Source organism: Bradyrhizobium sp., from assembly GCF_050014615.1.
Taxonomy (GTDB): domain Bacteria; phylum Pseudomonadota; class Alphaproteobacteria; order Rhizobiales; family Xanthobacteraceae; genus Bradyrhizobium.
Genome location: NZ_JBEKCZ010000017.1, coordinates 46,397 through 72,551 on the forward strand (window position 1 = coordinate 46,397; position 26,155 = coordinate 72,551).

28 protein-coding genes are annotated in these 26,155 nt (G+C 62.4%); 22 read left to right on the forward strand and 6 right to left on the reverse strand.

The genetic code is table 11. The features are described 5' to 3' along the window. Positions 1-27: 27 nt before the first annotated feature. On the reverse strand, positions 28-1,635 hold the full coding sequence (locus ABR948_RS04770; RefSeq protein ID WP_428114294.1) for an oleate hydratase: 1,608 nt from the start codon (positions 1,633-1,635) through the stop codon (positions 28-30). Positions 1,636-1,907: 272 nt separating this feature from the next. On the opposite strand from ABR948_RS04770, the gene ybgC reads away from it, so the two are divergent. Together ybgC and ABR948_RS04780 are read left to right on the forward strand one after the other, a co-directional pair. Then, positions 1,908-2,309 (forward strand): tol-pal system-associated acyl-CoA thioesterase, encoded by a 402-nt coding sequence (ybgC, locus tag ABR948_RS04775; protein ID WP_428114326.1) that lies wholly within the window; start codon positions 1,908-1,910, stop codon positions 2,307-2,309. An 83-nt stretch (positions 2,310-2,392) separates the two neighbouring features. Then, a complete protein-coding gene (locus ABR948_RS04780; protein WP_428114295.1) occupies positions 2,393-2,860 on the forward strand; it encodes a nuclear transport factor 2 family protein in 468 nt (155 codons plus the stop codon). A 25-nt stretch (positions 2,861-2,885) separates the two neighbouring features. Here the strand turns inward: ABR948_RS04780 and ABR948_RS04785 are convergent, their stop codons facing one another. Both ABR948_RS04785 and ABR948_RS04790 read right to left on the reverse strand, forming a co-directional pair. After that, positions 2,886-3,089, reverse strand: coding sequence for a PilZ domain-containing protein (locus ABR948_RS04785; protein ID WP_428114296.1), 204 nt, complete (start codon positions 3,087-3,089; stop codon positions 2,886-2,888). A 227-nt stretch (positions 3,090-3,316) separates the two neighbouring features. Continuing rightward, on the reverse strand, positions 3,317-3,961 hold the full coding sequence (locus tag ABR948_RS04790; RefSeq protein ID WP_428114297.1) for a glutathione binding-like protein: 645 nt from the start codon (positions 3,959-3,961) through the stop codon (positions 3,317-3,319). Between the two features lie 98 nt (positions 3,962-4,059). Between ABR948_RS04790 and ABR948_RS04795 the strand changes: the two genes are divergently transcribed. Then, on the forward strand, positions 4,060-4,710 hold the full coding sequence (locus ABR948_RS04795; RefSeq protein WP_428114298.1) for a TetR/AcrR family transcriptional regulator: 651 nt from the start codon (positions 4,060-4,062) through the stop codon (positions 4,708-4,710). A 54-nt stretch (positions 4,711-4,764) separates the two neighbouring features. On the opposite strand, the gene ABR948_RS04800 is transcribed toward ABR948_RS04795, so the two are convergent. Next, a complete protein-coding gene (locus tag ABR948_RS04800) occupies positions 4,765-5,730 on the reverse strand; it encodes a 2-hydroxyacid dehydrogenase (RefSeq protein WP_428114299.1) in 966 nt (321 codons plus the stop codon). A 131-nt stretch (positions 5,731-5,861) separates the two neighbouring features. On the opposite strand from ABR948_RS04800, the gene ABR948_RS04805 reads away from it, so the two are divergent. The 5 genes from ABR948_RS04805 (at position 5,862) to ABR948_RS04825 (ending at position 8,801) form a co-directional block, all read left to right on the forward strand. Then, positions 5,862-6,230, forward strand: a complete 369-nt coding sequence (locus tag ABR948_RS04805; RefSeq protein WP_428114300.1) for a YciI family protein — start codon at positions 5,862-5,864, stop codon at positions 6,228-6,230. Then, positions 6,227-7,501, forward strand: coding sequence for an RNA polymerase sigma factor (locus tag ABR948_RS04810; protein WP_428114301.1), 1,275 nt, complete (start codon positions 6,227-6,229; stop codon positions 7,499-7,501). Before ABR948_RS04805 ends, ABR948_RS04810 begins: the two co-directional genes overlap by 4 nt. Positions 7,502-7,573: 72 nt before the next feature. Next, positions 7,574-7,732 (forward strand): hypothetical protein, encoded by a 159-nt coding sequence (locus ABR948_RS04815; protein ID WP_428114302.1) that lies wholly within the window; start codon positions 7,574-7,576, stop codon positions 7,730-7,732. Positions 7,733-7,768: 36 nt separating this feature from the next. Further along, complete coding sequence (locus ABR948_RS04820) at positions 7,769-8,305, forward strand: SRPBCC family protein (protein ID WP_428114303.1); 537 nt, start codon at positions 7,769-7,771, stop codon at positions 8,303-8,305. A gap of 85 nt (positions 8,306-8,390) precedes the next feature. Continuing rightward, positions 8,391-8,801, forward strand: coding sequence for a VOC family protein (locus tag ABR948_RS04825; protein WP_428114304.1), 411 nt, complete (start codon positions 8,391-8,393; stop codon positions 8,799-8,801). Between the two features lie 7 nt (positions 8,802-8,808). Here ABR948_RS04825 and ABR948_RS04830 read toward each other — a convergent pair whose 3' ends face one another. Continuing rightward, on the reverse strand, positions 8,809-9,213 hold the full coding sequence (locus ABR948_RS04830; protein WP_428114327.1) for a hypothetical protein: 405 nt from the start codon (positions 9,211-9,213) through the stop codon (positions 8,809-8,811). Positions 9,214-9,446: 233 nt separating this feature from the next. Then, positions 9,447-10,235 (reverse strand): SDR family NAD(P)-dependent oxidoreductase, encoded by a 789-nt coding sequence (locus ABR948_RS04835; RefSeq protein ID WP_428114305.1) that lies wholly within the window; start codon positions 10,233-10,235, stop codon positions 9,447-9,449. A 185-nt stretch (positions 10,236-10,420) separates the two neighbouring features. On the opposite strand from ABR948_RS04835, the gene ABR948_RS04840 reads away from it, so the two are divergent. The 14 genes from ABR948_RS04840 (at position 10,421) to ftsH (ending at position 26,149) form a co-directional block, all read left to right on the forward strand. Next, positions 10,421-11,077 (forward strand): glutathione S-transferase family protein, encoded by a 657-nt coding sequence (locus ABR948_RS04840; protein WP_428114306.1) that lies wholly within the window; start codon positions 10,421-10,423, stop codon positions 11,075-11,077. A gap of 176 nt (positions 11,078-11,253) precedes the next feature. Continuing rightward, a complete protein-coding gene (locus ABR948_RS04845) occupies positions 11,254-11,670 on the forward strand; it encodes a YciI family protein (RefSeq protein ID WP_428114307.1) in 417 nt (138 codons plus the stop codon). A 63-nt stretch (positions 11,671-11,733) separates the two neighbouring features. Continuing rightward, on the forward strand, positions 11,734-12,480 hold the full coding sequence (locus ABR948_RS04850) for a TetR/AcrR family transcriptional regulator (protein WP_428114308.1): 747 nt from the start codon (positions 11,734-11,736) through the stop codon (positions 12,478-12,480). A 104-nt stretch (positions 12,481-12,584) separates the two neighbouring features. After that, complete coding sequence (locus tag ABR948_RS04855) at positions 12,585-13,064, forward strand: DUF2852 domain-containing protein (RefSeq protein ID WP_428114309.1); 480 nt, start codon at positions 12,585-12,587, stop codon at positions 13,062-13,064. Between the two features lie 414 nt (positions 13,065-13,478). Continuing rightward, complete coding sequence (gene tolQ, locus ABR948_RS04860) at positions 13,479-14,192, forward strand: protein TolQ (RefSeq protein WP_428114310.1); 714 nt, start codon at positions 13,479-13,481, stop codon at positions 14,190-14,192. Positions 14,193-14,230: 38 nt separating this feature from the next. Further along, positions 14,231-14,677 carry a protein TolR gene (tolR, locus tag ABR948_RS04865; RefSeq protein ID WP_428114311.1) on the forward strand — a complete coding sequence of 149 codons (447 nt, stop codon included), beginning with the start codon at positions 14,231-14,233 and terminating at the stop codon, positions 14,675-14,677. Between the two features lie 3 nt (positions 14,678-14,680). Next, positions 14,681-15,613 (forward strand): cell envelope integrity TolA family protein, encoded by a 933-nt coding sequence (locus tag ABR948_RS04870; RefSeq protein ID WP_428114312.1) that lies wholly within the window; start codon positions 14,681-14,683, stop codon positions 15,611-15,613. Between the two features lie 74 nt (positions 15,614-15,687). Further along, positions 15,688-17,025 carry a Tol-Pal system beta propeller repeat protein TolB gene (tolB, locus tag ABR948_RS04875; RefSeq protein ID WP_428114328.1) on the forward strand — a complete coding sequence of 446 codons (1,338 nt, stop codon included), beginning with the start codon at positions 15,688-15,690 and terminating at the stop codon, positions 17,023-17,025. Between the two features lie 202 nt (positions 17,026-17,227). Beyond that, positions 17,228-19,558, forward strand: a complete 2,331-nt coding sequence (locus ABR948_RS04880; RefSeq protein ID WP_428114313.1) for a putative bifunctional diguanylate cyclase/phosphodiesterase — start codon at positions 17,228-17,230, stop codon at positions 19,556-19,558. Between the two features lie 190 nt (positions 19,559-19,748). Continuing rightward, the gene (locus ABR948_RS04885) at positions 19,749-20,489 is read left to right on the forward strand and encodes an N-acyl amino acid synthase FeeM domain-containing protein (RefSeq protein WP_428114314.1); all 741 of its coding nucleotides are present in this window, start codon (positions 19,749-19,751) and stop codon (positions 20,487-20,489) included. Positions 20,490-20,878: 389 nt separating this feature from the next. Continuing rightward, the gene (pal, locus tag ABR948_RS04890; RefSeq protein ID WP_428114315.1) at positions 20,879-21,370 is read left to right on the forward strand and encodes a peptidoglycan-associated lipoprotein Pal; all 492 of its coding nucleotides are present in this window, start codon (positions 20,879-20,881) and stop codon (positions 21,368-21,370) included. Between the two features lie 220 nt (positions 21,371-21,590). Next, a complete protein-coding gene (gene ybgF / locus ABR948_RS04895; protein WP_428114316.1) occupies positions 21,591-22,616 on the forward strand; it encodes a tol-pal system protein YbgF in 1,026 nt (341 codons plus the stop codon). A gap of 171 nt (positions 22,617-22,787) precedes the next feature. Then, a complete protein-coding gene (gene tilS / locus ABR948_RS04900; RefSeq protein WP_428114317.1) occupies positions 22,788-23,876 on the forward strand; it encodes a tRNA lysidine(34) synthetase TilS in 1,089 nt (362 codons plus the stop codon). Positions 23,877-24,226: 350 nt separating this feature from the next. After that, the gene (ftsH, locus tag ABR948_RS04905; RefSeq protein WP_428114318.1) at positions 24,227-26,149 is read left to right on the forward strand and encodes an ATP-dependent zinc metalloprotease FtsH; all 1,923 of its coding nucleotides are present in this window, start codon (positions 24,227-24,229) and stop codon (positions 26,147-26,149) included. Positions 26,150-26,155: the final 6 nt, after the last annotated feature.

The following is a 26,155-nucleotide window of genomic DNA, read 5'->3' on the forward strand; positions in this document are numbered from 1 at the left end:
TGGTTGGGCTTGGCTTAGTTTCAGCCCTCAATGAGCCAGCGTTTTCGCCGCACCGAACAGCACCCCCAGATCGTATTGCGCCTTGTACAGCGGCGAGACCTCCTTTTCGAGGCCAAGCAGCGCAATCACCGCGGTTTGCGCCGAGCGCACCGAATATTCGACGGTGAACACCACGTCGTCGGGGATCTCGCAATATTGGCCGATGAAGGCGAGGTTGGTGGTGCCGGGAGGTTTGACCGGCGGCCGATCACCCTGGACGCGCGGCATGAATTGGCTGGTAATGTAAGGCATCATGCAGGGGATGCAGTTCGAAGTCTTCAGGATCAGGTCTTTCTGCGCATCGAAACGCAGGTGGCCAAGCAGTTCGATCATCAGCTCCTCACCGCTGCAATCCGACATCTTCTTCTTGACGAAGTTGCCGACCTGGTCGACGAACAGGCCGTAGCCCCAGAATACCTTGATATGATCGGGCTGGCCGATGAAATGCGGCTGGGCGGCGAGCACCACCGACATGAGCCAGTTCGAATCGGTGAAGGTAACAAGGCCGCCGGTACCTGCGACGTTGCCGGTGAATTTCTCCATCAGCTCGAAGAAGGTCGGATCGCGCATCGTCACCGTGAACGACAGCCACTTCGATTCATCAATCTTGCCGTTGAATGCCGAAGGCCGGCCGAATTCGGAATGCTTCGCGGCGAGCTTCTCCCATAATGTCCATGATCCATCGGTCTTGCCGTCCTTGTCGTGGAGCGTGGCCGGCCGCGTCATCGAACCCAGGCTTGCCGCGGTGGTCATCGATCCGTTGGTGACGAACACCAGATCGTCGGCACCGACGGCGATCAGCTCGGGCTTGCCGTCGCGCAGACAGTGCAGCCGCTCGACGCCCTTGCCTTTCGGACCGTAGACGAAATCGAGATCGGTGACGGCGGTGCCGGTCTGAAAGACCACGCCGTGGGCCTTCAACCAGGTGGTCACCGGCAGCACAATGGAATCGTACTGATTGTAGGGTGTGCGGCGAACGCCGCCGAGCGTATGAATACGGGGAAATTCCTGAATGAAACGGTGCAGATAGCGTTTCAGCTCGACCGCGCTGTGCCAGGGCTGGAAGGCAAAGGTCGTGACCCACATGTACCAGAAATTGGTGGTGAAGAATGACGGAGCGAACACGTCCTCGATCCGCTTGGCTCCGAGGGAGGCTTCCGACACCGCCATGATCTCGATCAGGTCGAGCCGGTCCCGGTTCGAAAATCCCATGTTGGAGACGTCGACCTTTTCGCCGCCCCGCACCAGCCGCGCGTTCGAATGGGGGATGTGCTTGTCGTTGAATTCATGGATCTCGTCGCTGACGGATTTGGTCGGGTCCGTCAGCGATGGAACGAACGACAGCAAATCGAAAGTGCAGGTATAGGCCTCGTAGGTGAACATTCGGCCGCCACGGATGACGTAGCCGTGATCAGGCGAGCCGCTCCCGTCGAGGCTGCCGCCAAGCTGCGGGGTCTCTTCGAAAATGCGGATATTGGCTCCCTTAAGACCGCCGTCGCGGATCAAATAGGCTGCGCTGGCGAGCGATGCGATGCCGCTTCCGACCAGATAGGCCTTGGTTTCGCTCCGCTGCGCGGCACCATCGGTGTTTGCCATGAGATTCGCCTTTTTTGGATGCGGGCCGCGCTGCCGATAAAGCGTGCCGTGAAGCGCACGGCGGGCGTTCGCGATTGGCTTGCTGGATATCCCGTAGGGACCACGCCGGTCTTGACTTCGATCAACGTTCCAGGCGCGACTAGTCCCGGCGATCCGCCGGAGAATTGACGCGGGGCGTATTGCCAGGGCATGTCACGATCGATTGTTCATTTCGGGGACGGCAGGTGCAAACAGCTCATCTTGACGGCGTGATCCGCGATGGCCGCCATACCATGCAGATCCGGGTCTATTACGAGGACACGGATTTTTCCGGCATCGTCTATCACGCCAATTATCTGCGCTTCATGGAGCGCGGACGGACCAATCATCTGCGGCTGATGGGCGCGGAGCAGCACGCATTGTTTGCCGAGGCGCAGGCGGAGACGCCGGGCTTCGCCTTCGTGGTTCGTTCGATGCAGATCGATTACCTCAAGCCCGCGCGGATGGATGACGTGCTCGACGTGGTGACGTGGCCGGTGATGGTGAAGGGCGCCTCGATCACGCTGGCGCAGGAGGTACGGCGCGGCGAGCAGGTGCTGGTGAAGGCGCAGGTGCGCGTCGCCTTCATCAGCGAGGGCAAGGCGCAGCCGATTCCGAAAGCGCTGCGAACCCTGATGAAGGCCGATCAGGTTTAGCTATCGGGCGATAGGCAACGCGCCCTCGACTCATGGTTCGATGGCGCTACATTGCCGGCCGCATCGATAGAAGAGGGCCCGCCATGTCACGTCCCCCGTTTCCGCCGTTCACCCGAGAGACCGCCGCCCAGAAGGCGCGCATGGCCGAAGACGCCTGGAACTCGCGCGATCCCGAGCGCGTCGCGTTGGCCTATACGGAAGACAGCCGCTGGCGCAATCGCTCCGAGTTTTTCGAAGGCCGCGCCGCGATCGTGGCGTTTCTCACCCGCAAATGGAGCCGGGAGCACGAATATCGCCTGATCAAGGATCTCTGGGCGTTCGACGGCAACCACATCGCGGTGCGGTTTCAATACGAGTGGCACGACGATGCCGGGCAGTGGCATCGCTCCTACGGCAATGAGCAATGGGAATTCGACGCGGCCGGCCTGATGCGCCGCCGCGAAGCCAGCATCAACGATATCGCCATCGCGGAAAAAGACCGCCGCTTCCACTGGAGCGCGCCGGGGCCGAGACCGGCGGATGTTGCGGGACTGGGCGAGAGCCCGTTCTGATCGGTGTGCTGTGCCCGGCGTTTGCCTAGAACGCCACGCCGATACGAATTCCGCGGCGCCAAACGATGTGGCTTTTCTTTCTGACGCCGCCATAGAGGAATTCGAAACGGTCCGGCACCGCGCCCAGGCCGTAGATGTCGAGACAGGCGCCGCCGGCGGAATAGTCGACGACCCTGCAGGTCATGGCCGGCAATTTCGGGCCGACAATGATCTGGCCTGTCCGGGACATCTGCCCCGACGGAGCAACTCTTTTGTATAATCGCGGCTGTGTCATCTGCTGGCTCCGGCGCGTCATGACCGATGCTGCCCGCGAAAGTTTGACGATCGGCATATCGCCGGGACATAAACTGAAGAAAGCTTGCGGAAAAAACGAAGTATTAAGTATGGAGCAGGGGTGAAATACGTCGTCTTGATCAACGGGACGCCGCCTGGCGGCGCCCCGCGCTTGGATGGGGTTTACGCCGCCGCCTTGTGGCGTGCGAGTTCGGCCTGGTACAGCTTGAACTCCTCGGCGACGGCTCTGGCGATGCTGGGCCGCGCGCGCAGCCGCTCGTAATAGGCTTTCACGGCGGGCCATTTCGCCAGTTCGATCGGCGGCGTCGCCATGGTCCAGTTGATGACGGTGACCAGATACGCATCGGCGACGCTGAAATGGTCGAGCAGGAATTCCCGGCCTTTGAGATAGTTCTCAAGGTAGTCGAGTCGCGACAGGCCTTTGCCGAGGATGTAGGTCTTCACTTCGGGCGGCGCGTTCCGGTCGAGCACCGGCACGAATAATCCCTTGTGCAGTTCGGTGCCGATGAAACACAGCCATTGATGCAACCGGCTGCGATCCATGCCGGGTCCAGTCGAGATGCCGGCCTGTGGGAAGCGGTCGGCGACATATTGCAGGATCGCGGCGTTCTCGGTGAGAATTTGACCGTCGTCGGTGCGCAGTGTCGGCACCAGCCCGAGCGGGTTCACCTCGCGAAAATTGGAGCCGTCGTTCTGCACCACCTTGGTCTTGGGATCGACCTCGAGATAGTTGGCGTCGGCGCCGGCTTCATACAGCGCGATGCGGGTCGCCAGCGAGCAGGCCAGCGGCGAGAAATACAGGTCCATTTGTGCCTCCTTGGCGGTTTCGGTTCGGGTTGGCGAACCATGGTTGATTTTTATACTGTTCCGCATAATATAAACCCGGTCAAGGGATTATTTGCGAAATGGTACAAAAAAGTAAAAAGCGGCCGGCGAAAGCCGATGCAGCCGCCGCGCCGAAGCGCCGCGGCCGGCCGCGCGCCTATCAGCCGGAAATTGCGCTCGGCAAGGCGCTCGATCTGTTTCGCAAGGATGGTTTCGCGGCCACGTCGCTCGACGATCTCAGCGCCGCCACCGGCATGAACCGGCCGAGCCTTTACGCCGCGTTCGGCGACAAGCGCGAGCTCTACATCAAGAGCTATGCGCGCTATCGCGCCGATGCGCGGGCGGCGATGATCGACATCTTCAGAGAGGAACTGCCGATCCGCGAACGGCTGCAGCGGATCTACGCGGTGGCGCTCGATATCTATCTCTCCGGTGAGGCCGGTCCGCGCGGCTGTTTCACGGTGATGACGGCGGCGTCCGAAGCGGTGGCCGATTCCGATATCCGCGCCATGGTGCTGGAGGGATTTTCCGAACTCGATAAAGCCTTCGCGGCCTGCTTCCGCCTTGCCAGGGAAAAGCGCGAACTGCCTGACACCGCCGATCCCGTGGTGCTGGCGCAACTCGCCTCCGCGACCCTCCACACCATCGCGATCCGCGCCCGCGCCCGCGTGCCGCGGAGGGAATTGGAGGCGATCGTGAAGGGCGCGATCGATCTGATGGTAGGCGCCTAGCTCCATACGTCGTCCCGGCGTTCGCGGGGACGACGATAAATACAACGTCTGCCGCTAATACCCACGCCCGGGATCGACCACGTTCTCCAGCGCGCCGCCGGCCTCAAAGCGTTCGATCTGGCGCGCCACATATTTCGATATTTCGTCGGGGTCGGTGTCGGCCGCATTGTGCGGCGTCAGGACCACTTTGGGATGGGTCCAGAACCGGCTGTCGGCTGGCAGCGGCTCGATGGCATAGACGTCGAGCGACGCTGCGCCGAGCGTGCCGTCGTCAAGGCACGCCAGGATGTCGGCCTCGTTTTGCAGCCCGCCCCGCCCGGCATTAATCAAGACCGGCGCGCCCAGCGGGCTGTTGCGGTTGAGCCTCGCGAACAGTCCACGATTGAGAATGTGTCGTGTGTCCGGCGTGAGCGGCAGCAGACAAACCAGGATATCGGTCGCCTGCAGAAACGCATCGATCTGGGTGCTGCCGTGAAAACATTCGACGCCGGCAATTTTCTTCTCGCTTCGGCTCCAGCCCGATACTCGAAAGCCGAGATGCCGAAGCGCCTGCGCCGCGTCCGAACCCAGTGTGCCGAGGCCCATGATCCCGACCGAAATGGCGCCGGCCGGCCATTGAGACGTCGGTGCCCAGCGTTTTTCTTGCTGGCAGGCCCGCAGGTACGGTTCCTGCCGATGATGCATCAGTACGTGAAGCACGACATATTCCGTCATCCGGGCGGTGAGATCGCCGACCGCGACGCGAACCAGCGGCACCTTGGGCAGGCTGGTATCCGCCATCAGCGCGTCGACACCCGCTCCCAGATTGAAAATGACGCGCAGATTTGGAAATGCCGCAAGCTCGCCCTGGGCCGGCTTCCAGACCGCGGCGTAGTGGATTTCGGCGGGGTTGCAATCGGCATCGGGCAGCCGCCAGACGCGCCGGTTGCCGCACACCTCGTCAAACCGGCGTTTCCAGCGTTCCGGCGACCAGTTTTCAGTCCCGCCATGCACCAGCAGAGCGAGCGCGCCTTTGTTCATTGGATTTTCGCCTTATAATCGCTGATTGCAGGCGACATTACCGGCCCGCGCCGACCATGCAAAATATTTCCGCTGGGCGGTCGGCTCCGCGGCTGTTGGTTCGTCTTCCAGTGCAACAGGGATTCTTCCGCATGCTTTATGCCATCCTTTGCTACCATGATGAGGACTTCGTCGGTTCCTGGACCCAGGAACAGGACGCCGCCGTCATGCAGAAACTTAGCGTCGTGCAGGACAAATTGGCCGAACAGGGCCGGCTCGGCCCGGTCGCGCGGCTATTGCCGACGACCTCGGCGACGACGTTGCGGAAAGAAAATCCGCCCTTGGTGCTCGACGGCCCCTATGCCGAGACCAAGGAACAACTGCTCGGCTTCTACGTCGTCGATTGCAAGAATCTCGATGAGGCGCTCGATTTTGCGCGCGACCTCGGCGCCGTCAATCCCGGCGGGGCCTACGAAATTCGCCCGGTCGGGGTGTTCACGCCCGGGAGCATTCCGACGTGACCGATACCGCCTGGATCGACGGCGCGCTGACCTCGGCGCGTCCCCAGGCGGTCGGCGCGCTGCTGCGTTATTTCCGCAATCTCGATACCGCCGAAGAAGCCTTCCAGAACGCCTGCCTGCGCGCGCTGAAGAACTGGCCGCAACACGGACCGCCGCGCGACCCGGCGGCATGGCTGATCATGGTCGGGCGCAATGTCGCGATCGACGAGGTGCGCCGCCATCGCAGGCAGGAGCCGCTGCCCGGGGACGAGGCGATCTCCGATCTCGAAGACGCCGAGGACGCGCTGGCCGAGCGGCTCGACGGCTCGCATTATCGTGACGACATTCTGCGGCTGCTGTTCATCTGCTGCCATCCCGATTTGCCGGCGACCCAGCAGATCGCGCTGGCGCTGCGCATCGTGTCGGGGCTGACGGTGAGGCAGATCGCGCGCGCGTTCCTGGTCGGTGAAGCCGCGATGGAGCAGCGTATCACCCGCGCCAAGGCGCGCGTGGCCGACGCCGGGATGCCGTTCGAGACGCCGGGCGCGGCGGAGCGCGCCGAGCGACTCTCCGCCGTCGCCGCGATGATCTACCTGATCTTCAACGAAGGCTATTCCGCCAGCGGCGATACGCTTGAGGCTCGCGCGCCGCTGTGCGAGGAAGCCATCCGCCTGGCGCGGCTGCTGCTGCGGCTGTTCCAGAGCGAGCCCGAGATCATGGGCCTGACCGCGCTATTGCTGCTGCAGCATGCCCGCTCCGCGGCGCGCTTCGATGCCGAGGGCGCCTTGGTGCTGCTCGACGATCAGGATCGCTCGCTGTGGAACCAGAAGATGATCGCCGAGGGCCTGGCGCTGATCGACAAGGCGATGCGGCACCGGCAAAGCGGGCCGTATCAGGTTCAGGCGGCGATCGCGGCTTTGCATGCCCGTGCCGCAAAGCCCGACGACACCGACTGGACCCAGATCGATCTGCTCTATGGGGCGCTCGAAATCATGCAACCATCGCCGGTGGTCACGCTGAACCGCGCCGTCGCGGTGTCCAAGGTGCGCGGCGCAGAAGCGGCGCTGGACATGATCGAGCCGCTCGGGCCGCGGCTTTCGAATTATTTCCATTTCTTTGGCGTGCGCGGTGCGTTCCTGATGCAGCTCAACCGCAATGAAGAAGCCCGCGTGGCATTCGACCGCGCCATCGCGCTGGCCAATACCTCGGCCGAAGCCGCCCACATCCGGATGCATCTCGACCGGCTGATCCGCGACAGCGCGCCGGGCGGGTCCAGTATCTCAAAAAAATAATTGGTTCCCTGTCGGATCGGGCCTGTCTCGTTCGTCTCTAAGGCATGACAGTTTGCTGAAGAGGGACGAGCGATGAACATGCAAACCATCCAGTTTTTATTCCTGCTGTTCGACGTTATCATCAGGCTGGCGTCATGGCGGATGGTCACGGCAACGATGGACCGGATCGGCTATGGTGCGAGCAAAAGTCTTGCGCGGAGCCTGCGCGCGTTGGTGCCGCTGCGGAATTGATGGGCCTGGCTGATAATAGCGAAGCGGGAGCGTCCCATGTTTGAGATCATTGCCATCGTTGCTATTGTGCTTGCGATCGCCATCGCGATCGTGCTGATCCTCGCCGCGGCCAAGCCGGACACGTTCAGTGTCCAGCGCGGGGTCGCCATGAAGGCGCCGCCGGAGAGAATCTTCGCCCTGATCAACGATTTTCATCAATGGGGAAGCTGGTCGCCGTGGGAAGCCAAGGATCCCGCGATGCAGCGCAGCTTTAGCGGCGCCGAAAGCGGGAGAGGTGCCGTCTATGCCTGGGATGGCAACAAGAATGTCGGCTCCGGCCGTATGGAAATCCTGGATGCGTCCACGCCTTCGAAAATCATCATCAAGCTTGATTTCTTCAAGCCGTTCGAGGGCCACAACACGGCCGAATTCACCATGCTGCCGCAGGGCGATGCCACCAGCGTCACATGGGTGATGCATGGTCCCGCGCGCTTCATGTCGAAGCTGATGCAGGTGTTCCTGAATCTGGACACGATGATCGGCAAGGATTTTGAAGCCGGCCTCGCCAACCTGAAACGACTCACCGAAGCATAAGTCGCCGTGTTCCGGATGCGGGACGCGACATCACGGGCACGTCAAGAGCACCACGCGTTGTCCAGGATTACCCAAGGAGCAAGCGATGCAGATCAATCCCTATCTGTTCTACGACAGCAATTGCGAAGCGGCATTCAAGTTCTACGAGAAGGCGCTTGGTGGCAAGATCGAGATGATGTTGAGAAATGAGGAGGCCCCGGCCGAGATGCCGTCGCCGCCGGAACGCAAACAGAAAATCATGCACGCCAGGATTTCGATCAATGGCGCGATATTGATGGCGTCCGATGCGCCTCCCGAACGCTTCAACAAGCCGCAGGGCTTTGCGGTCTCGCTGACGGTCGACGACCCCACCGAGGCCGAGCGCAAGTTCAAGGCGCTGTCCGAGGGCGGCAGCGTCAATATGCCGTTCGGCAAGACCTTCTTCTCCAAGGGCTTCGGCATGTGCGTCGATCAGTTCGGCATTCCCTGGATGGTCAATTGTCCGGCGGAGATGTGACCGCGCTTTATCGGCATGCCGGATAAAATGCGTTGAGTTCGCGCCCGCGCAACAGCAGCAGGCGCGAAGTCAGTCCGCCGCGCTGGCGAATCCAGCCGCGTACCGGCGCGGGGTAGGCTTCCAGCACAAGTTCGGAGGCTTCCGGTTCGGCATACAACCTGCCGCGCCGGTCGACCGAGCGCGCGGCATGAAATCCAAGCACCGCCCGGCGCGTCACGCAGATGCGGTTGTTCGGCACCATGCTCAGCACCAGCGTGCATGCCGACAGGCACGGCCCGTCGATGACCACGCGCTCGCCGGAGTCGCGCACGCGCTCGAACAGATCGAGAAACGGGCCGACCTGCCCGCCCAGGCTGCCGAGAATGCGAACCTCGGCTTGCGCCGGTGGTGCAATGAGGGCGCACAGGATCATGGCGAGCCCGATGGGTCTGGCGAAAGCTGTCCGCATGGCCGAACATTCCTTCGATCGGATCGATCATCAGCTAGGGAACAATCGAGCACGGAGCAAGGTGCCGGCTAACGTGATTTCCCGTTCCGCTCGTGAGATTCGTAGGGTGGGCTAAGGCGCGCTTGCGCCGTGCCCACCATCATTCCCGCAGCAAAAGTCAGGTGGGCACGCTTCGCTTTGCCCACCCTACGAAATAGTCATCCGTTTCTTCTCTCGCCGCGTAACGTCGGCAAACCGATGCCGGCGGCGTCGAAGCCGCCATCGACGGCAAGAATTTGTCCGGTGATGTAGCTGGCGCGGTCGCTGCATAGAAAGAACACGGCTTCGGCCAGTTCTTCCTCGAGGCCGTAGCGGTTGAGCGGAATGGCGTCGTGATAGTCGGCGCGGATCTGCGGGGTGTGAACCGCTTTGGCCATCGCGGTCTCGACCGGGCCGGGAGCGACGCCATTGACGCGAATGCCGAGCGATGCCAGTTCGACCGCGAGCTGTTTGGTGAGATGAGCGAGCCCGGCCTTGCTGGTACCGTAGGCCGAGCGCAGCGTCGAGGCGCGCACCGCCGAGATCGAGGTAATATTGACGATGGCGCCGCCGCCGTGTTCGCGCAGCAAGGTAGCGGCCGCCTTGGTGCAGAGAAATGGCCCGGTGAGGTTGACGGCCAGTATCCGGCTCCAGTCGTCCTCGGACGTCTCCAGCAGCGGCGCGAACACCGCGATGCCGGCATTGTTGACCAGCGCGTCGAGGCGGCCGAAGCGTCGTTCGATCTCGGCGATGGCGCTTGCGACCGCGCGCGCGTCGGAGACATCGCAATGCAGCCCTAGCGTATCGCCGGGCGCCGCCAGCGCCGCCACGCTGTTCCCCAGCAATTCGCCCTCGATGTCGAGCAGCGCCACGCGCCAGCCCTCGGCGAGAAATCGCTTCGCCACCGCAAGCCCGATGCCGCGCGCGGCGCCAGTCACCAGCGCGACTTTTTGAAGGGCAGGGGGCATGGCGAGGTCCGTTTGAGGTTGATGAACTCCGCGCTGCTATAACCCATGCCGCGCATGATGTCCCGGCTTGGCCGAGCGTCCGTAACATAATAAAAGGTGTCGCACATGTCGGTTTCGAGCGATCCCGTTCGTCGTCTCACGGATCATCGTTTCGATTTAACACGCTTTAATATGGAGGATAGCCCGTGTCGCTCACGCTGCATTTCCATCCGCTGTCGTCGTTCTGCTGGAAGGTGCTGATCGCTCTGTACGAGAACGATACGGCTTTCGTGCCGCACATGGTCGATCTCGGCAACGAGGCGGAGCGCGCGGCGCTGTTGAAACTATGGCCGATCGGCAAGTTTCCGGTGCTGCGCGACGATGCCATGGATCGCACCATCCCGGAGTCCAGCATCATCATCGAATATCTCGACAATCATTATCCCGGACGTACCCGGTTCATCCCCGCGGACGAGAAGCTGGCGCTGCAGGCGCGGTTGCGCGACCGGTTCTACGATCTCTACGTGCATCTACCCATGCAGAAGATCGTCGGCGACCGGTTGCGGCCGCCAGGAAAACAGGATCCGCACGGTGTCGAGGAGGCGAGGGCGCGGCTGCAATCGTGCTACGGCATGATCGACAGGGAAGTCGCCACCAGGACCTGGGCGATGGGGGAAGTTTTCAGCATCGCCGATTGCGCCGCCGCGCCGGCGCTGTTCTACGCCAACACGGTGATGCCGTTCGGTGACGAAAACAAAAACCTGACGGCCTATTTCGATCGCCTGACGGCGCGACCTTCCTTGGCGCGCGTGATCAAGGAGGCCGAACCCTATTTTCGCATGTTCCCGCAGGAAGCGCGCTAGGAAAACGCGTCGACGCAAAAGACGGGGCTGGCTGCAATTACCTCCGAAATAATTCCGTTTGCTATGTCGGTGCTGCACAACCCCATTCGTCATATCCAGGGAGCCGGAATTCGGGTGGCCAAGCCGCTCGCCCGGCTGACTCGTCCGGCTGACATGAATGCCAAACGGAGCATGCGATGCGATTTATGATGCTGATGATTCCCAGGGGCTATGAGACGGCCGCGCCGGGCACCACGCCCTCTGCAGAGGCGGTCGCGGCGATGATGAAATATAACGAGCAACTGAAGGCAGCGGGTGTGCTGATCACGCTCGACGGGCTGCACCCGCCCTCGGCGGGCGCGCGGGTTTCGTTCGCCGGCGGCAGGCCCGTGGTGACCGACGGTCCCTTCACCGAGGCCAAGGAGGTGATCGGCGGCTACTGGATGATCGACGTGACATCCAGGGATGAGGCGATCGCCTGGGCCGCGCGTTGCCCGGCTTCCGACAACGAGATCATTGAAATTCGTCAGGTGCATGAAATGTCGGATTTTCCCGCCGACGTTCAGCAGGCCGCGGCCGGATTCGCCGAATTACAGGGCAATTCGGGACGTTAACGCCTGAGGATCCTCAGTTTGGACGCGTGACCTTTGCGGCCGGCTCATGTAAAAGCCTTTAACATGAGTTGGCGCAAGGAAGAGAGCCGCACCGAACGCGGCTACCATCACGGCAATCTGAAGGAGGCGCTGCTGCAGGCCGCCCTCAATTTGATTGCGGAAAAGGGCGCGGCCGGGTTCACCTTTGCCGATGCCGCGCGCATGGCCGGGGTCAGCCCAGCCGCACCGTACCGGCATTTTCGCGACCGCGATGAACTGCTGTCGAGCATTGCACAGCGCGGCTTCGAGCAATTCGAAGCGGCGCTGACGGAGGCCTGGGATGATGGACGTCCGGATACGGTCACGGCGTTCGAACGGGTCGGCAAGGCCTATCTCGCGTTCGCCCGCAAGGAGCCCGCGTTCTATTCGGCGATGTTCGAATCGGCAGTTCCCGTCGACCATACTCCGGCCTTGCTGGCGGCGAGCGAACGCGCCTTCGCGGTTATCAGGGCCGCAGCGGAGCGTCTTGCCGCGCTGGCGCCCCCAGGCACGCCGCGTCCGCCGGCGATGATGATGGCGCTGCATATCTGGTCGATGTCGCACGGCGTGGCGTCGCTGTTTGCGCGCGGCGATGCGGCGCGCCGCAAGCTGCCGATGTCGGCCGAAGATCTGCTCGAGGCCGAAGTGCTGATTTATCTGCGAGGTCTCGGATTTTTGACCGACCGCCGCGCGCCAGGCCAAAAAGACCAGGCGGAGCCAAAGCCGGCCAGTCAGCCGTCAGGCCCTTCAGGTCCTTCAGGCCCTTCAGGCCCTTGGGGCAGCCCAAAATAAATCGAGGGGCGCCCTTGGTGCCCGGCTTGACAAAAATCCGGGAAGGTTTAGGTATGTGAATGTTATTTACATTCACACGGCATCGAGCCGTCATGGAGAGGGAAATGGCCTACACCGCAGATGTCAATCGATGGCGCGGCCCCGACACTGAACCCTACCGTCCGCATATGCATGTGCATCCCGGCATGGTCATCGCGACCATTCTTGGCTTCCTGTTCTGGTGGCCGGTCGGTCTTGCCTTCCTCTTTTTCACACTCAGGAGAACGACAATGGGTTGCTGGAGCCACTCGGACCGTTTCGAAAACAAGATGCAGCGCATGCAGTACAAGATGGAGCGGATGCGCGACCGCATGGAGCGTCGTGGCTTCGGCTTCGGCGGCTTTGGCCCGCCCTCGAGCGGCAACCGTGCGTTCGACGAATACCGCATGGAAACGCTGCGGCGCCTTGAGGAAGAGCAGACCGAATTTCGCGATTTCCTCGATCGCCTGCGTCACGCCAAGGACAAGGATGAGTTCGACCAGTTCATGGCCCAGCATCGTCCCCGTCCGACGCCACCCTCGGATGGTCAACCGCAGCAAGGCTGAATCTTTTAAAGGCTAAAGCCGCAGGCGTAGTGCCCCCACGAACCTGACGGCGACACGACCGCCCATCTGCCAGCAGATGGGCGGTTTTGCTTTATCCGGGATCCGGGGCTCGGAAGCCTGATTTCCCGAAGCCATTCCCCACTCCATGGCCCACATTTCGCGCACCCCCAAATCCCCTTTGGTAACCGGACGTTAACCATGATTAGCGCTTGGTTAGTGGGGTAAGGACGCGCGAATAGCCCTCGTTTTGACACGTTGGCAGGGGAAGCAGGCCTCGGCTTTGGACGGGCCCCCCATGCGACACAACAAGGCTCTCGCGCTGGCGCTTACCGCCGCGCCTGCCGTGCGGCTGTGGAACCGGCAGTCATTTGCTCCCGGAGGATTTGGGACAATGGCGTTGAGAGGATACCGCTTATGAATCCGGCCGACGTGGCGCAATCCGCCTTGCCGCTCGCATCCGCTGACGTATCGCTGATAGCACTGTTTCTGCAGGCGCACTGGATCGTGAAAGCGGTCATGCTGGGGCTGCTCGGCTGTTCGGTGTGGGTCTGGGCGATCGCGATCGACAAGATATTCCTGTATTCGCGCACCAAACGCGCGATGGATCGTTTCGAGCAGGCGTTCTGGTCCGGTCAGTCGATCGAGGAACTCTACCGCGCGCTCTCCGCCAAGCCGACGCAATCGATGGCGGCGTGTTTCGTCGCGGCGATGCGCGAATGGAAACGCTCGTTCGAGAGCCAGGCGCGATCCTTCGCAGGGCTTCAGATGCGGATCGAGAAGGTCATGAACGTCTCCATCGCCCGGGAAATCGAACGGCTGGAACGCCGGCTGCTGGTGCTGGCGACGGTCGGCTCCGCGGGCCCGTTTGTCGGCCTGTTCGGCACTGTCTGGGGTATCATGTCGAGCTTTCAGTCGATCGCCGCCTCCAAGAACACCTCGCTGGCGGTGGTGGCCCCGGGCATTGCCGAAGCGCTGTTTGCCACCGCAATCGGCCTTATCGCCGCCATTCCAGCGACTATCTTCTATAACAAGTTCACGTCCGAGGTGAACCGGCAGGCCCAGCGGCTGGAAGGGTTTGCCGACGAATTTTCAGCAATCCTGTCACGCCAGATCGACGAACGGGCGTGAGGGGCGGTATATTATGAGCGGATTGTGAGCACCAGAACATGGCGATGAACATGGCAGGCTCGCCGGGTGGCGGACGCCGCGGCCGGCGTCGCGCCGTGATGGCGGAAATCAACGTCACCCCGATGGTGGACGTGATGCTGGTGTTGCTGATCATCTTTATGGTGTCGGCGCCGCTGCTGACGGTCGGCGTGCCGCTCGATCTGCCGCAAACCCAGGCCAAGAGCCTGGAGCAGGACAAGACGCCGCTGCAGCTTTCAGTCGACGTCAAGGGCAGGGTGTTCATCAACGACACCGAAGTCGCGATGAATGAACTGGTGCCGAAATTAAAGGCGATCACCGACGCCCGCGGCGGCCTGGACGAGCGTATATTCATGCGGGCGGACAAGAAGGCGGATTACGGAACCGTGGCGCGGGTGATGGGACAATTGTCCGGCGCAGGGTTCAAACGGCTGGCACTGGTCACCGAAGTGGAGCAGGGGTCCTAGAGCGTGAAGGTCGACAAGACACTGGTTGCGTCTGTGGCCCTGCACGTTCTCGTGATCGGGTGGGGCCTGGTGTCGTTCTCATCCAGAGCCTTCGAGTCGATCCCTGAAGAATCTCTCCCCGTCGACATCATTTCCTCCGACCAGCTGGCCAAGATTACCGCCGGCATGAAATCCGGCAAAAAGGAAAATCCGAAGCCGCTGGTGGATAAAGTCGCCGAGGCCAAGCCGGTCGATGACGCCGTCGGCAAGCTCGCCGAGAAGCCGCCGGTCGTGACCGACACCACACCGCCGCCGCAGCCGAAGCCGGTGGAAAAGCCGGTCGAGAAAAAACCCGATCCGCCGAAGCCGGTTGCCGAGAGCAAGCCGAAGGAAGAGCCGAAGCCGATCGAGAAGAAGCCGGATCCGCCCAATGTCGACCCGATCGCGGAAGCCTTGAAAAAAGAAGAGAAGAAGCCGCCGCCGAAACCGCAAGTCCAGGCGGCGACGCCAGCGCCGCAGCCGCAAAAGCCCAAGGAGCGGACGTTCGACCAGACCAAGATCGCGGCCTTGCTCGACAAGCGCGATCCGACGCGGCAGGCCGCGACCGGCGAAACGCTGAATTCCAATGCCGCGCTCGGCCTCGCCAAGGGCAAGGCCGCGGATAATTCGGCGACCTGGGGCGCGCTGTTCAAGTCTGAGGTCGAACGCTGCTGGAAGAAGCCCTATGGCGGCATCGAGAGTCAGAATCCGGAAGTGGCCTTCACCATCAAGCTAAAGCGCGACGGTACCCTTGAAGGAATGCCGGTTCCGGAAGAGACGCCGGCGACGCCCTATCTTCGCGTCTACCAGGAGAGCGCCTTGCGCGCGATCATCGAATGTCAGCCGTATAGTCTGCCGGCGGCCTATTTCGAGGAATGGAAATATTTTACGCCGGTGTTCACCGAACGAAAAACCTGAAGGCGCTTGCCACCGACGATCGCAGACATGAAATGAAACCCCCTGAGATGATCGACCAAGATGGATTGCGTAAGATGCCGTTCCACCTGAACCGCCGGCAGATAATTTCCGGAATGGCCTCGCTCGGCGTGCTGGCCGGCGGTGACGTCCGCGACGCTTTCGGGCAGGCACCGAAGCGGATCATCGTTCCCGATGGTGATTTCGCGCCGCTGCCGATCGCGATTCCGAACTTCGTCGCCGGCACGCCCTCGGATGGCGAAGTCGGTGTCGGCGTCACCCAGGTCATCACCAACAACCTCAAGCGCAGCGGACTGTTCGCCCCGATCGATCAGGCCGCCTATATCGAGAAGGTTGTCAACATCGACGCGGCGCCGCAATTTGCGAACTGGAAGACCATCAACGCGCAGGCGCTGGTGACCGGCCGCATGACCCGCCAGCCCGACGGACGTCTGAAGGCCGAATTCCGGCTCTGGGACGTCGCCACCGGCCAGCAACTGACCGGCCAGCAATATTTCACGCAGCCGGAATACTGGCGCCGGATCGCGCACATCATTTCCGACCAGATCTACGAGCGTCTGACCGGGGAGAAAGGCTATTTCGACAGCCGCGTGGTGTTTGTCGACGAAACCGGCGCCGCGGAGCGGCGCGTCAAGCGGCTGGCGCTGATGGATCAGGACGGCGCCAATGTCCGCTATTTGACGCGCGGCACCGACCTGGTGTTGACGCCGCGATTTTCGCCCTCGACCCAGGAAATCACCTATATGGAATTCGGCCAGGGCGACCCGCGCGTCTATTTGCTCAATATCGAGACCGGGCAGCGCGAGATCGTCGGCAATTTTCCCGGCATGTCGTTCTCGCCACGCTTCTCGCCGGATGGCCAGCGCGTGATCATGAGCCTGCAACAGGGCGGCAACTCGAATCTGTTCGTGATGGATCTGCGTTCCAAATCGACCACGCGCCTCACCGATACCCCGGCGATCGATACCTCGCCGTCCTACGCGCCCGATGGGACGCGCCTGTGCTTCGAATCCGACCGCGGCGGAAAGCCGCAGGTCTATGTGATGCCGGCAACCGGCGGACCCGCGCAGCGCATATCCTTCGGCGACGGCAGCTATTCGACCCCGGTCTGGTCGCCACGCGGCGACTACATCGCCTTCACCAAGCAGGGCGGCGGACAATTTTCCATCGGCATCATGAAACCCGATGGTTCGGGCGAGCGGATTCTCACCTCCGGATTCCATAATGAGGGACCGACCTTCGCGCCGAACGGACGCGTCGTGATGTTCTTCCGCGATCCCGGCGGCAATGGCGGGCCTTCTCTGTTCACCGTGGATATTTCCGGGCGCAACGAGCAGCGGGTGCCGACCCCCGGCTTCGCGTCTGATCCGGCGTGGTCACCCCTGCTGTCGTGAGCAGCGGCATGGGCTGTGTGGCTGGCCCGGGCGCGGCCGGATTGGGCCGTTAATCGGCAAAGCTTGCCTAGCTTGCTGATTTGGCGAGCAGATTTTCGCTCTGCACCGCGAAAGGCAACTTCCCAGTAACGATGTTCCCTCAGAAAGACTTCATCTGCGACAGGTAAAAGGGAACCAGCTGAAGAGGATGCGTGCCCCCCAGATGCAGCTTGCTGGCCAAACCAAAGATCCCGATCAGAAAATGTCGCCGTCGATCTATACGGCGCTGGTCGATTCGCTGTTCGAAAATCCCGTTCCCCTGCTGGCAGGGGCGGTGTGCGCCGGCGCGGCTGGACTGATGACGGCGGTCAAGACCGGCAATCAGCTGCTCTGGCCGATCGCATTGCTGATTGTTGCGATCGGCCTGTGGCGGGCCATTGAGGTCGGCAGATATCAAAGTAGCAAGGCCACGCTGACGCCGGCCCAGGTCGCGCAATGGGAACGCCGCTACATGTTCGGCGGGTCGCTGTATGCCGGATCGCTCGGCATCTGGTGTTTCGTGGTTCTGGTCGGCAGCGATGATCCGGTCGCTCATATGCTCTGTACGTCGGTAACCGTCGCCTACACGGCGGCGGGCGCCGGCAGAACCTATGGCCGGCCATGGATTGCCCAGTTGCAGGTTCTGCTGGCGTGCGGTCCGATGTCGCTCGGTCTGCTGCTGCATGGAAACAGCTACTATCTCGGCTTCGCCTTGCTCAACGGGCTGTTTTTCATAGGCCTGCGGCGGATTTCGCTCAGCCTCCATCAAGTCTACGTCAAGGCGCTGGTGGCGACTGAACGCGTGGTCTCGATCGCGGGGCAATTCGACACCGCCCTGAACAACATGCCTCATGGCCTGTGCATGTTCGCCGCCGACGGGCATCTTGCGGTCATGAATCATCGTTTCAGCACGATGATGAACTTGCCGGATGATCTCGTGCATCGCGGCGCGAGTGCGTCCGACATCGTCAGCGCCTGCGTTGGCGCCGGCGCGATTTCGACAGTCAGCGCAAAGGTGATCCTCTCGGAAATTGCGAATTCGCAGGCGAGAGACATCATCACCACCGATCCCGACATTGCGCGCGGCCGGTCGCTGTCATGGACATTTCAGCCGATGGCCGGCGGCGGCGCCGTGGTGCTGCTCGAAGACATTACCGAACGGCGTACCGCGGAAGCCAGAATCACGCATTTGGCGCGTTACGACGAACTGACGGGGCTTCCCAACCGGGTCAATTTCCGCGACGAGATCGAGCGCCTGCTGGCGGTTCCGCATGATGCCGAGCAATTGTCGGCATTGCTGTTCGTCGACCTCGATCAATTCAAGCAGGTCAACGACACGCTCGGTCATCCCTGCGGCGATCAGCTATTGTGCGCCGTCGCCGACCGGTTGCGCGCCATGCTGCGCCCGGAGGATTTCGTCGCCCGGTTCGGCGGCGACGAATTCGTGGTGTTTCAGCAGAATATCAAATCGCCGGAAGATTCGGCCGTTCTGGCCCGGCGCATCGTCGACCATCTGAGCGAGCGCTACAAGATCGACAATCACCTGGTCGAGATCGGTGCCAGCGTCGGCATCGCCTTGACCTCGCCGACAGGCGTCAGCGCCGACACGCTTTTGAAGAACGCGGACATGGCGCTCTATCGCGCCAAGGCGGACGGCCGCGGGACCTTCTGCTTCTTCCGCGACGAGATGGCGCAAACGGTCGAGGCCCGCCGCATTCTGGAGCTGGACCTGCGCAAGGCGCTGGCGAACGAGGAGTTCGAGCTGTTCTTTCAGCCGCTCGTCAATCTCAAATCCGGCCGGATATCGACCTGCGAAGCGCTGCTGCGCTGGAACCATCCGGCGCGGGGCACGGTGTCGCCGGTCGATATTATTCCGGTCGCCGAAGACATGGGGCTTATTGTCGACCTCGGCCGCTGGATCCTGCGCAAGGCCTGCATGGAGTGCATGAAATGGCCCGCGGGCGTCAGCGTCGCGGTCAATTTTTCGCCGCAGCAGTTCCATCAGCGTGACGTGCTGAGCGAGGTTCGCTACGCGCTCGAAGTGTCCGGGCTGCCTGCCGATCGTCTCGAAATCGAGATCACCGAATCGTCGCTGTTGCGCAATACGCAGTTGACCCACGATGTGCTGTCTCAATTGCGCGAGATCGGCGTGCGCATATCGCTGGACGACTTCGGCACCGGCTATTCGAGCCTCAGCTATCTGCATAATTTCCCGCTGCAGAAGGTGAAGATCGATCGCTCGTTCCTGGAAGGCATCGATACCGACCGTCCGCTGACGCTGTTGCGCGGGGTGGCGCGGCTCAGTGCCGACCTCGGAATGTCGGTCGTGGTCGAAGGCATCGAGACCAACGAGCAGCTGGAATTGATCAATGCCGACGGCACGGTGACCGAAGCGCAAGGTTATCTGTTCAGCCGACCGGTGCCGGCGCTGCGCATTCGCCAGCTGTTGAACGCATCTCATGGCCGCCGGCCGGAGGAAGCCTTGCTGCTGGTATCCTCCCGGTCGATCGCCTGAAAAATTATCTTCTGGCGAACTCCCGCTCTCTAGAAATTATTCCTCCAGAAAACTGTATGCCCGGGGCCGGACACAAACCTTCTTTACCTCTTGCGATTAACCCTAACCGAGCGATGGCTTTGCACTTGCATTAGGAAAGAGTTAACCTTTTAGTTGTCGATGGCGGCAATGTCGCTGCGTAGGAAGCCCGATGAGTTCAACTCAAGAAACGACAGACCGGCCTCTTAAGCGTAAAATCGGGTTACTTGATCAGGTCGACTACCGCCTGGCAGAAACGGAAGCCGAAAAAGACGCCATCTACAGGTTGCGATACAGGGCCTATCTGCATGAGGGCGCCATTGAGCCGCGCGCCGATCAGCGATTGACCGACCGCTTCGACGATCTGCCGAATTCCTGGCTGTTCGGCGTCCATCTCGACGGCGAACTGACAAGCTCCATTCGCATCAGCGTGGCAACGCCTGACAATGACGACACGCCGGCGGTCAATGCCTTTCGCGATCTGCTCGCGCCCGAACTCGCCCACGGCAAAGTTATCGTCGATCCCAATCGTTTCGTCGCCGATCCCTTGAGCCGGACCAAATATCCGGAACTTCCCTATTTGACGGTTCGTCTGGGTTACGTTGCCTGCGCTTACTTCAATGCCGACATTGGAACTGCGACCGTTCGCGCCGAACACCGGGCATTTTATCGCCGGCTGTTTTTGCAAAAATCGCTGTGCGAGCCGCGTCCCTATCCGACCCTGACCAAACCCCTGTGCCTGATGGCGGCGGACTATCTCAGCATCCGCGACCAGGTGTTCGAACGTTTCCCCTTGATGCGCTCGACCGCCGCGGAGCGGCGGATGTTGTTCGAGCGCGGCGACGATCAGTCGCCGGTGATAAACTTGCCGGAGTTCCCCTTCGAGCGCGCACCGATCGCCCCGCATTCCTGACCGCGTGGCCCAAGTCAGGTGCCCAAGGCAGGTGACCAAGTCTGGCGCCCAAGGCTGGTGACCAAGTCTGGCGGCCAGGTTCGGTGACCAAGTCCGATGACCAAGTCCGGGTGAGAACGGCCGGGCGGGAGCCCATTTTGCCATTTTTCTGGCCGGATCCCGCAAATGCGATGCCGATCGCTCGGGAAACCGGCTATTTCGCCCGCGCTCCCGCTTGCCTTCACCCTCGCGCCACATTTACAACCCATTAACCATCGCGGTTGCTTTTCGTCCTTTGCTGGCATTTGATCGGGTTCGGCAACACCCCATCAAGGTTGACGGAACGTTCGCTTAACCATCGCCCTGTAGACCGGATGATAGTCGAAAAACGCGAGCGTGGAGGCTCCGGAATGAAACACCAGATGCGTATCGTCCAGGGATTGAAGCTGGCAGCGGTGCTCGCGGTGGCGCTGTCGATGGGAGCCTGCGCGAACAAGAATCCGCTGGGTGATGGCGCGATGGCGAGCGCGGCCACTCCCGGCAGCCAGCAGGACTTCGTGGTCAACGTTGGCGACCGCGTCTTCTTCGAGAGCGACCAGACCGAATTGTCGCCGCAGGCGATCGCGACCCTGGAGAAGCAGGCGCAGTGGCTGCAGAGCTACAGCCGCTACACCTTCACCATCGAAGGCCATGCGGATGAGCGCGGTACCCGTGAATACAACATTGCCCTGGGCGCGCGCCGTGCCCAGTCGGTACGAACGTTCTTGGCCTCGCGCGGCATCGATGCCTCGAGGATGCGGACGATCTCTTACGGCAAGGAGCGCCCGGTCGCGGTTTGCAACGACATCTCGTGCTGGTCGCAGAACCGTCGCGCGGTGACGGTATTGAACGCCAGCTCCTAACAGCGTTGGCCTTGCACAAGGTTTGCCGGCGCCCTCGGGCGCCGGTTTTGTTTTGGGCGGCTTCGCTCCGGTGCCTGGCTTTTCGGGGGCTTGGCTTCAGGTACTTGGCTTCAAGTACTTGGCTCGAGCCAGTGGTTTGTCTCAGTCACATTTTTGGCGTACTCCGTCTCTCAATGTGATCCGCTTTCGATCTCACACCGATCTCGTCGGTCAGGCCAGAATGTCATCCAGATTTCATCAAACCATGCGCGCCGCGGCGGTCTTCGCGACGCTGGTGCTGTGTTCGCCGGTACTGGCCCAGTCCGACGATGTCGATCCGGAAATCCGGATTCAGCAGCTTGAGAACCAGCTGCGGCAGCTCACCGGCCAGAACGAGGAGCTGCAATATCGCAACCGGCAGCTTGAAGACCGGCTGAAGCTGCTTCAGGGCAGCGCGCAGGGTGCTCCCGGCAGTCCGCCTGCCGGCGCCCAACCCAATGTCGCCGCTTTGCCCCCGGCGCAGCCGAATCCGGCCTATCGGCAGCCGCCGGCGCAGACCGGCTATGATCCGCAGATGGCCGCTCCGGCGCCGATCGTCCAGGAATCGCCAGGAGTGCCGCCGGGAGCGGCACCGGGCCGGCGCCGTGGCGACGCCTTCGATCCCGGCCAAAATCCGAATGCCCCCGGCGCGCCGCGCGCGCTTGGCGGCGGCCAACTCCCGATCCCCGCCGAAACGCCGGTCGGCGCACCCGGCGGACGCGGCGCGGGGGAACCGCTCGACCTTGCGAACACCGGCGGAGCGGGCAATCCGCCGGGCGCCTTGCCGCCACCGCCACCGCGCAACACCAACGCGACCGGGGCGCTGACCACCCTGCCGCCGTCGGCGACGCCGAAGGACGAGTTCGATCTCGGCATCGGCTACATGCAGCGCAAGGACTATGCGCTGGCGGAAGAAACCTTGCGCAACTTCGCGCAAAAATACCCGAGCGATCCCCTGATCTCGGAATCGCAATACTGGCTGGGCGAGAGTTTCTTCCAGCGCCAGCTCTACCGCGACGCCGCGGAATCCTTTCTCGCGGTGACGACCAAATTCGACAAATCGGCAAAGGCCCCGGACGCCTTGCTGCGGCTTGGACAATCGCTGGCGGCCTTGAAGGAGCGCGAGGCCGCTTGCGCGGCGTTCGGCGAGGTGGCGCGGAAATATCCCCACGCCTCGGGCGGCGTCAAAGCGGCTGTGGACCGTGAGCAAAAACGGGTAAAGTGCTAGCGCATTCAGCCAAAGCATGCGCTGGGTCAAAGCGCGTCGTCGCGCTGGAGCATGATCCGGAAAAGTGGGAACCGGTTTTCCGAAAAGATCATGCTTCAATCCAAGAGATGAGATCATGATCCGATTCGGTGGAATCGGATCATGCTCTAGCCGACCCGATGGGGGCGCGACGTGGCGACGGGATCAGACGATGACAACTCCCCGATCTCGGCACAGCACGCGAAAAATCTGTTCGCGGACTGGAAGGGCGCCCCTGCCATCATTCTCGCCGTTTCCGGCGGCCCCGATTCAATCGCGTTGATGTGGCTGGCGGCGCGCTGGCGGCGCGCTCTGGCGCGCGGCCCGCGTCTGATCGCCGTCACAGTCGATCATGGCCTGCGCGCCGAGGCCGCAGCTGAGGCGCGCGACGTCAAGCGCCTCGCGCGCTTGCTCGATCTGCCGCATCGCACGATGCGCTGGACCGGCGCCAAGCCGACCACCGGTTTACCCGCCGCGGCGCGCGGCGCGCGCTATCGCTTGCTGGCACAGGCGGCGCGGGCCAGCGGCGCCACGCATATTCTGACCGCGCATACCCGTGACGACCAGGCCGAAACGCTGCTGATGCGTTTGGTCCGCGGCAGCGGCATCGCCGGGCTGGCGGCGATGGCGCGGGTCACCGAGCGCGAGGGCGTGCTGCTGGCGCGTCCGTTTCTCAACGTATCGAAGTCGCAGCTGGTCGCGACGCTCACCAGGGCAAAGGTCGGTTTCGCCGACGATCCGACCAACCGCGACCCTCGTTTTACCCGTCCCCGCATTCGCACGGTGATGCCGGTTCTCGCCGCCGAGGGCGGCGATGCGCGCAATCTGGCGCGGCTGGCGACGCGGCTGGCCCGGGCCAATGCCGCCGTGGAAGTCCTGGTCGACGGCGCCGAGCGCTATCTCGCGCTCAGGGACCGCGGCGCGTCGGCTTCGGGAACCGTTGAGGCCAAGACTTTTGACGCCAACAGTTTTGCGGCGATGCCGGAGGAAATCCGCCTTCGGTTGCTGTTGCGGGCGATCGATCGGTTCGGTCATGAGGGGCCGGCCGAACTTGGCAAGGTTGAAGCCCTGCTGTCGGCCCTGGACCAGGCCGTGGCGGAAAGCACTGGAGGCCGCCGGCCCAGGCCCAAATCAAGGCTCGAACCAAGTCTGAAGCAGACCCTGGCGGGCGCGCTGGTCAGCCTGACGGACGGCCGCATCCGCATTGCGCCGGCGCCGCCCCGCCGACGGCGGCCGGATTGAGGGGCGGGCAGCCAGTCCTGATTTGCCCCGAGATTCTGAGCGAATCAGAGCCGGGACTCCGGAATCTTTTATTTTGAGGCGTTTTCCTTGCGCGAACCGGTATCCGCGTCGCTCGAAAACGCTCTAATCCATCTCGCGGGCTTAACCACCCCGGAAAACACCCGTTCCGCCGCCATTATTTAAGCGGGAATCGCGCTAAGATGAGCTAAATTGTCCTCCATGGTTCCCTTGGCAGCGACCGGGGCGGCACCTAGATTGTAATGCAGTCGACCGAGGGATTCTTGATGCCTGCCCACGGACGCGACCCAAGGACATAAGGCCGCGATCCGCGCGACCACGAAGGAAGATCAATGAACGCCAATCTGCGCAATTTCGCCCTCTGGGTTATTATTGTTTTGCTGTTATTGGCCCTGTTCACGCTCTTCCAGAATCCTGGTCAGCGCGCGTCCTCGCAGGATATCTCGTTCTCGCAGCTTTTGACCGAAGTCGATGCGAGCCACGTTCGCGACGTCGTGATTCAGGGGCCGGAGATTCACGGCACTTTCAACAACGGTTCGAGCTTCCAGACCTACGCGCCGAACGATCCGACGCTGGTCTCGCGGCTGTATAACGGCAAGGTCTCGATTACGGCGAAGCCGCCCGGCGACAACGTGCCGTGGTTCGTGTCGCTGCTGGTCTCATGGCTGCCGTTCATCGCGCTGATCGGGGTGTGGATTTTCCTATCGCGGCAGATGCAGGGCGGCGCCGGCAAGGCGATGGGCTTTGGGAAGTCGCGCGCCAAGATGCTGACCGAGGCGCACGGCCGCGTCACATTCGAGGATGTCGCCGGCGTCGATGAGGCCAAGCAGGACCTGCAGGAGATCGTCGAATTCCTGCGCGACCCCGGAAAATATCAACGGCTCGGCGGACGGATTCCGCGCGGCGTGCTGCTGGTCGGTCCTCCCGGCACCGGCAAGACGCTGATCGCGCGCGCGGTGGCCGGCGAAGCCAATGTGCCGTTCTTCACCATCTCGGGCTCGGACTTCGTCGAAATGTTCGTCGGCGTCGGCGCCTCGCGTGTCCGCGATATGTTCGAACAGGCCAAGAAGAATGCGCCCTGCATCATCTTCATCGACGAAATCGATGCGGTCGGCCGCCATCGCGGCGCGGGCCTCGGCGGCGGCAATGACGAGCGCGAGCAGACGCTGAACCAGTTGCTGGTCGAGATGGACGGCTTCGAGGCCAATGAAGGCGTGATCCTGATCGCGGCGACTAACCGGCCTGATGTGCTCGATCCGGCGCTGCTGCGTCCGGGCCGTTTCGACCGCCAGGTGGTGGTGCCGAATCCGGACGTCGTCGGCCGCGAACAGATCCTCAAGGTGCATGTCCGCAAGGTGCCGTTGGCGCCGGATATCAACCTCAAGACCATTGCCCGCGGTACGCCCGGTTTCTCCGGCGCCGACCTGATGAACCTTGTCAACGAAGCGGCGCTGACCGCGGCACGGCGCAACAAGCGCATGGTGACGCAGGCGGAGTTCGAAGAGGCCAAGGACAAGGTGATGATGGGCGCCGAGCGCAAGTCGCTGGTCATGACCGAAGAGGAGAAGATGCTGACTGCCTATCACGAAGGCGGCCACGCCATCGTCGGCCTCAACGTGATCGCGACCGATCCGATCCACAAGGCGACCATCATTCCGCGCGGCCGTGCGCTGGGCATGGTGATGCAGTTGCCCGAGCGCGACAAGCTGTCGATGTCGCTCGAGCAGATGACCTCGCGGCTTGCCATCATGATGGGCGGACGCGTCGCGGAAGAACTGATTTTCGGCCGCGAGAAGGTGACCTCCGGAGCGTCGTCCGACATCGAGCAGGCGACGCGGCTGGCCCGGATGATGGTGACGCGCTGGGGCCTTTCCGAAGCGCTCGGCACCGTGTCCTATGGCGAAAACCAGGATGAGGTTTTCCTCGGGATGTCGGTGTCGCGTACCCAGAACGCGTCCGAAGCGACGGTTCAGAAGATCGATACCGAGATCCGGCGTTTCGTGGAAGAAGGCTACAATGAAGCGACGCGTATTCTCACCGAGAAGCGCGCCGATCTTGAAGCCCTGGCCAAGGGCCTGCTGGAATTCGAGACCCTGAGCGGCGACGAGATCATTGACCTGCTCAAGGGCAAGAAACCGAACCGCGAGTCGGTGCTGGAGCCATCTACGCCGCGCACCTCGGCGGTGCCGCCGGCCGGCAAGCCACGCCCGCGTCCCGATCCGGATGCCGGGCTGGAGCCGCAGCCGCAGGCCTGACGTCGT

Excerpts from the sequence above, each read along its gene's own strand:
- ABR948_RS04770 (WP_428114294.1), bottom strand. The coding sequence starts at position 1,635 with ATGGCAAACACCGATGGTGCCGCGCAGCGGAGCGAAACCAAGGCCTAT.
- ybgC (WP_428114326.1), top strand. The coding sequence starts at position 1,908 with ATGCAGATCCGGGTCTATTACGAGGACACGGATTTTTCCGGCATCGTC.
- ABR948_RS04780 (WP_428114295.1), top strand. The coding sequence starts at position 2,393 with ATGTCACGTCCCCCGTTTCCGCCGTTCACCCGAGAGACCGCCGCCCAG.
- ABR948_RS04785 (WP_428114296.1), bottom strand. The coding sequence starts at position 3,089 with ATGTCCCGGACAGGCCAGATCATTGTCGGCCCGAAATTGCCGGCCATG.
- ABR948_RS04790 (WP_428114297.1), bottom strand. The coding sequence starts at position 3,961 with ATGGACCTGTATTTCTCGCCGCTGGCCTGCTCGCTGGCGACCCGCATC.
- ABR948_RS04795 (WP_428114298.1), top strand. The coding sequence starts at position 4,060 with ATGGTACAAAAAAGTAAAAAGCGGCCGGCGAAAGCCGATGCAGCCGCC.
- ABR948_RS04800 (WP_428114299.1), bottom strand. The coding sequence starts at position 5,730 with ATGAACAAAGGCGCGCTCGCTCTGCTGGTGCATGGCGGGACTGAAAAC.
- ABR948_RS04805 (WP_428114300.1), top strand. The coding sequence starts at position 5,862 with ATGCTTTATGCCATCCTTTGCTACCATGATGAGGACTTCGTCGGTTCC.
- ABR948_RS04815 (WP_428114302.1), top strand. The coding sequence starts at position 7,574 with ATGAACATGCAAACCATCCAGTTTTTATTCCTGCTGTTCGACGTTATC.
- ABR948_RS04820 (WP_428114303.1), top strand. The coding sequence starts at position 7,769 with ATGTTTGAGATCATTGCCATCGTTGCTATTGTGCTTGCGATCGCCATC.
- ABR948_RS04825 (WP_428114304.1), top strand. The coding sequence starts at position 8,391 with ATGCAGATCAATCCCTATCTGTTCTACGACAGCAATTGCGAAGCGGCA.
- ABR948_RS04830 (WP_428114327.1), bottom strand. The coding sequence starts at position 9,213 with ATGATCCTGTGCGCCCTCATTGCACCACCGGCGCAAGCCGAGGTTCGC.
- ABR948_RS04835 (WP_428114305.1), bottom strand. The coding sequence starts at position 10,235 with ATGCCCCCTGCCCTTCAAAAAGTCGCGCTGGTGACTGGCGCCGCGCGC.
- ABR948_RS04845 (WP_428114307.1), top strand. The coding sequence starts at position 11,254 with ATGCGATTTATGATGCTGATGATTCCCAGGGGCTATGAGACGGCCGCG.
- ABR948_RS04850 (WP_428114308.1), top strand. The coding sequence starts at position 11,734 with ATGAGTTGGCGCAAGGAAGAGAGCCGCACCGAACGCGGCTACCATCAC.
- ABR948_RS04855 (WP_428114309.1), top strand. The coding sequence starts at position 12,585 with ATGGCCTACACCGCAGATGTCAATCGATGGCGCGGCCCCGACACTGAA.
- tolQ (WP_428114310.1), top strand. The coding sequence starts at position 13,479 with ATGAATCCGGCCGACGTGGCGCAATCCGCCTTGCCGCTCGCATCCGCT.
- tolR (WP_428114311.1), top strand. The coding sequence starts at position 14,231 with ATGGCGATGAACATGGCAGGCTCGCCGGGTGGCGGACGCCGCGGCCGG.
- tolB (WP_428114328.1), top strand. The coding sequence starts at position 15,688 with ATGCCGTTCCACCTGAACCGCCGGCAGATAATTTCCGGAATGGCCTCG.
- ABR948_RS04880 (WP_428114313.1), top strand. The coding sequence starts at position 17,228 with ATGCAGCTTGCTGGCCAAACCAAAGATCCCGATCAGAAAATGTCGCCG.
- ABR948_RS04885 (WP_428114314.1), top strand. The coding sequence starts at position 19,749 with ATGAGTTCAACTCAAGAAACGACAGACCGGCCTCTTAAGCGTAAAATC.
- pal (WP_428114315.1), top strand. The coding sequence starts at position 20,879 with ATGAAACACCAGATGCGTATCGTCCAGGGATTGAAGCTGGCAGCGGTG.
- ybgF (WP_428114316.1), top strand. The coding sequence starts at position 21,591 with ATGTCATCCAGATTTCATCAAACCATGCGCGCCGCGGCGGTCTTCGCG.
- ftsH (WP_428114318.1), top strand. The coding sequence starts at position 24,227 with ATGAACGCCAATCTGCGCAATTTCGCCCTCTGGGTTATTATTGTTTTG.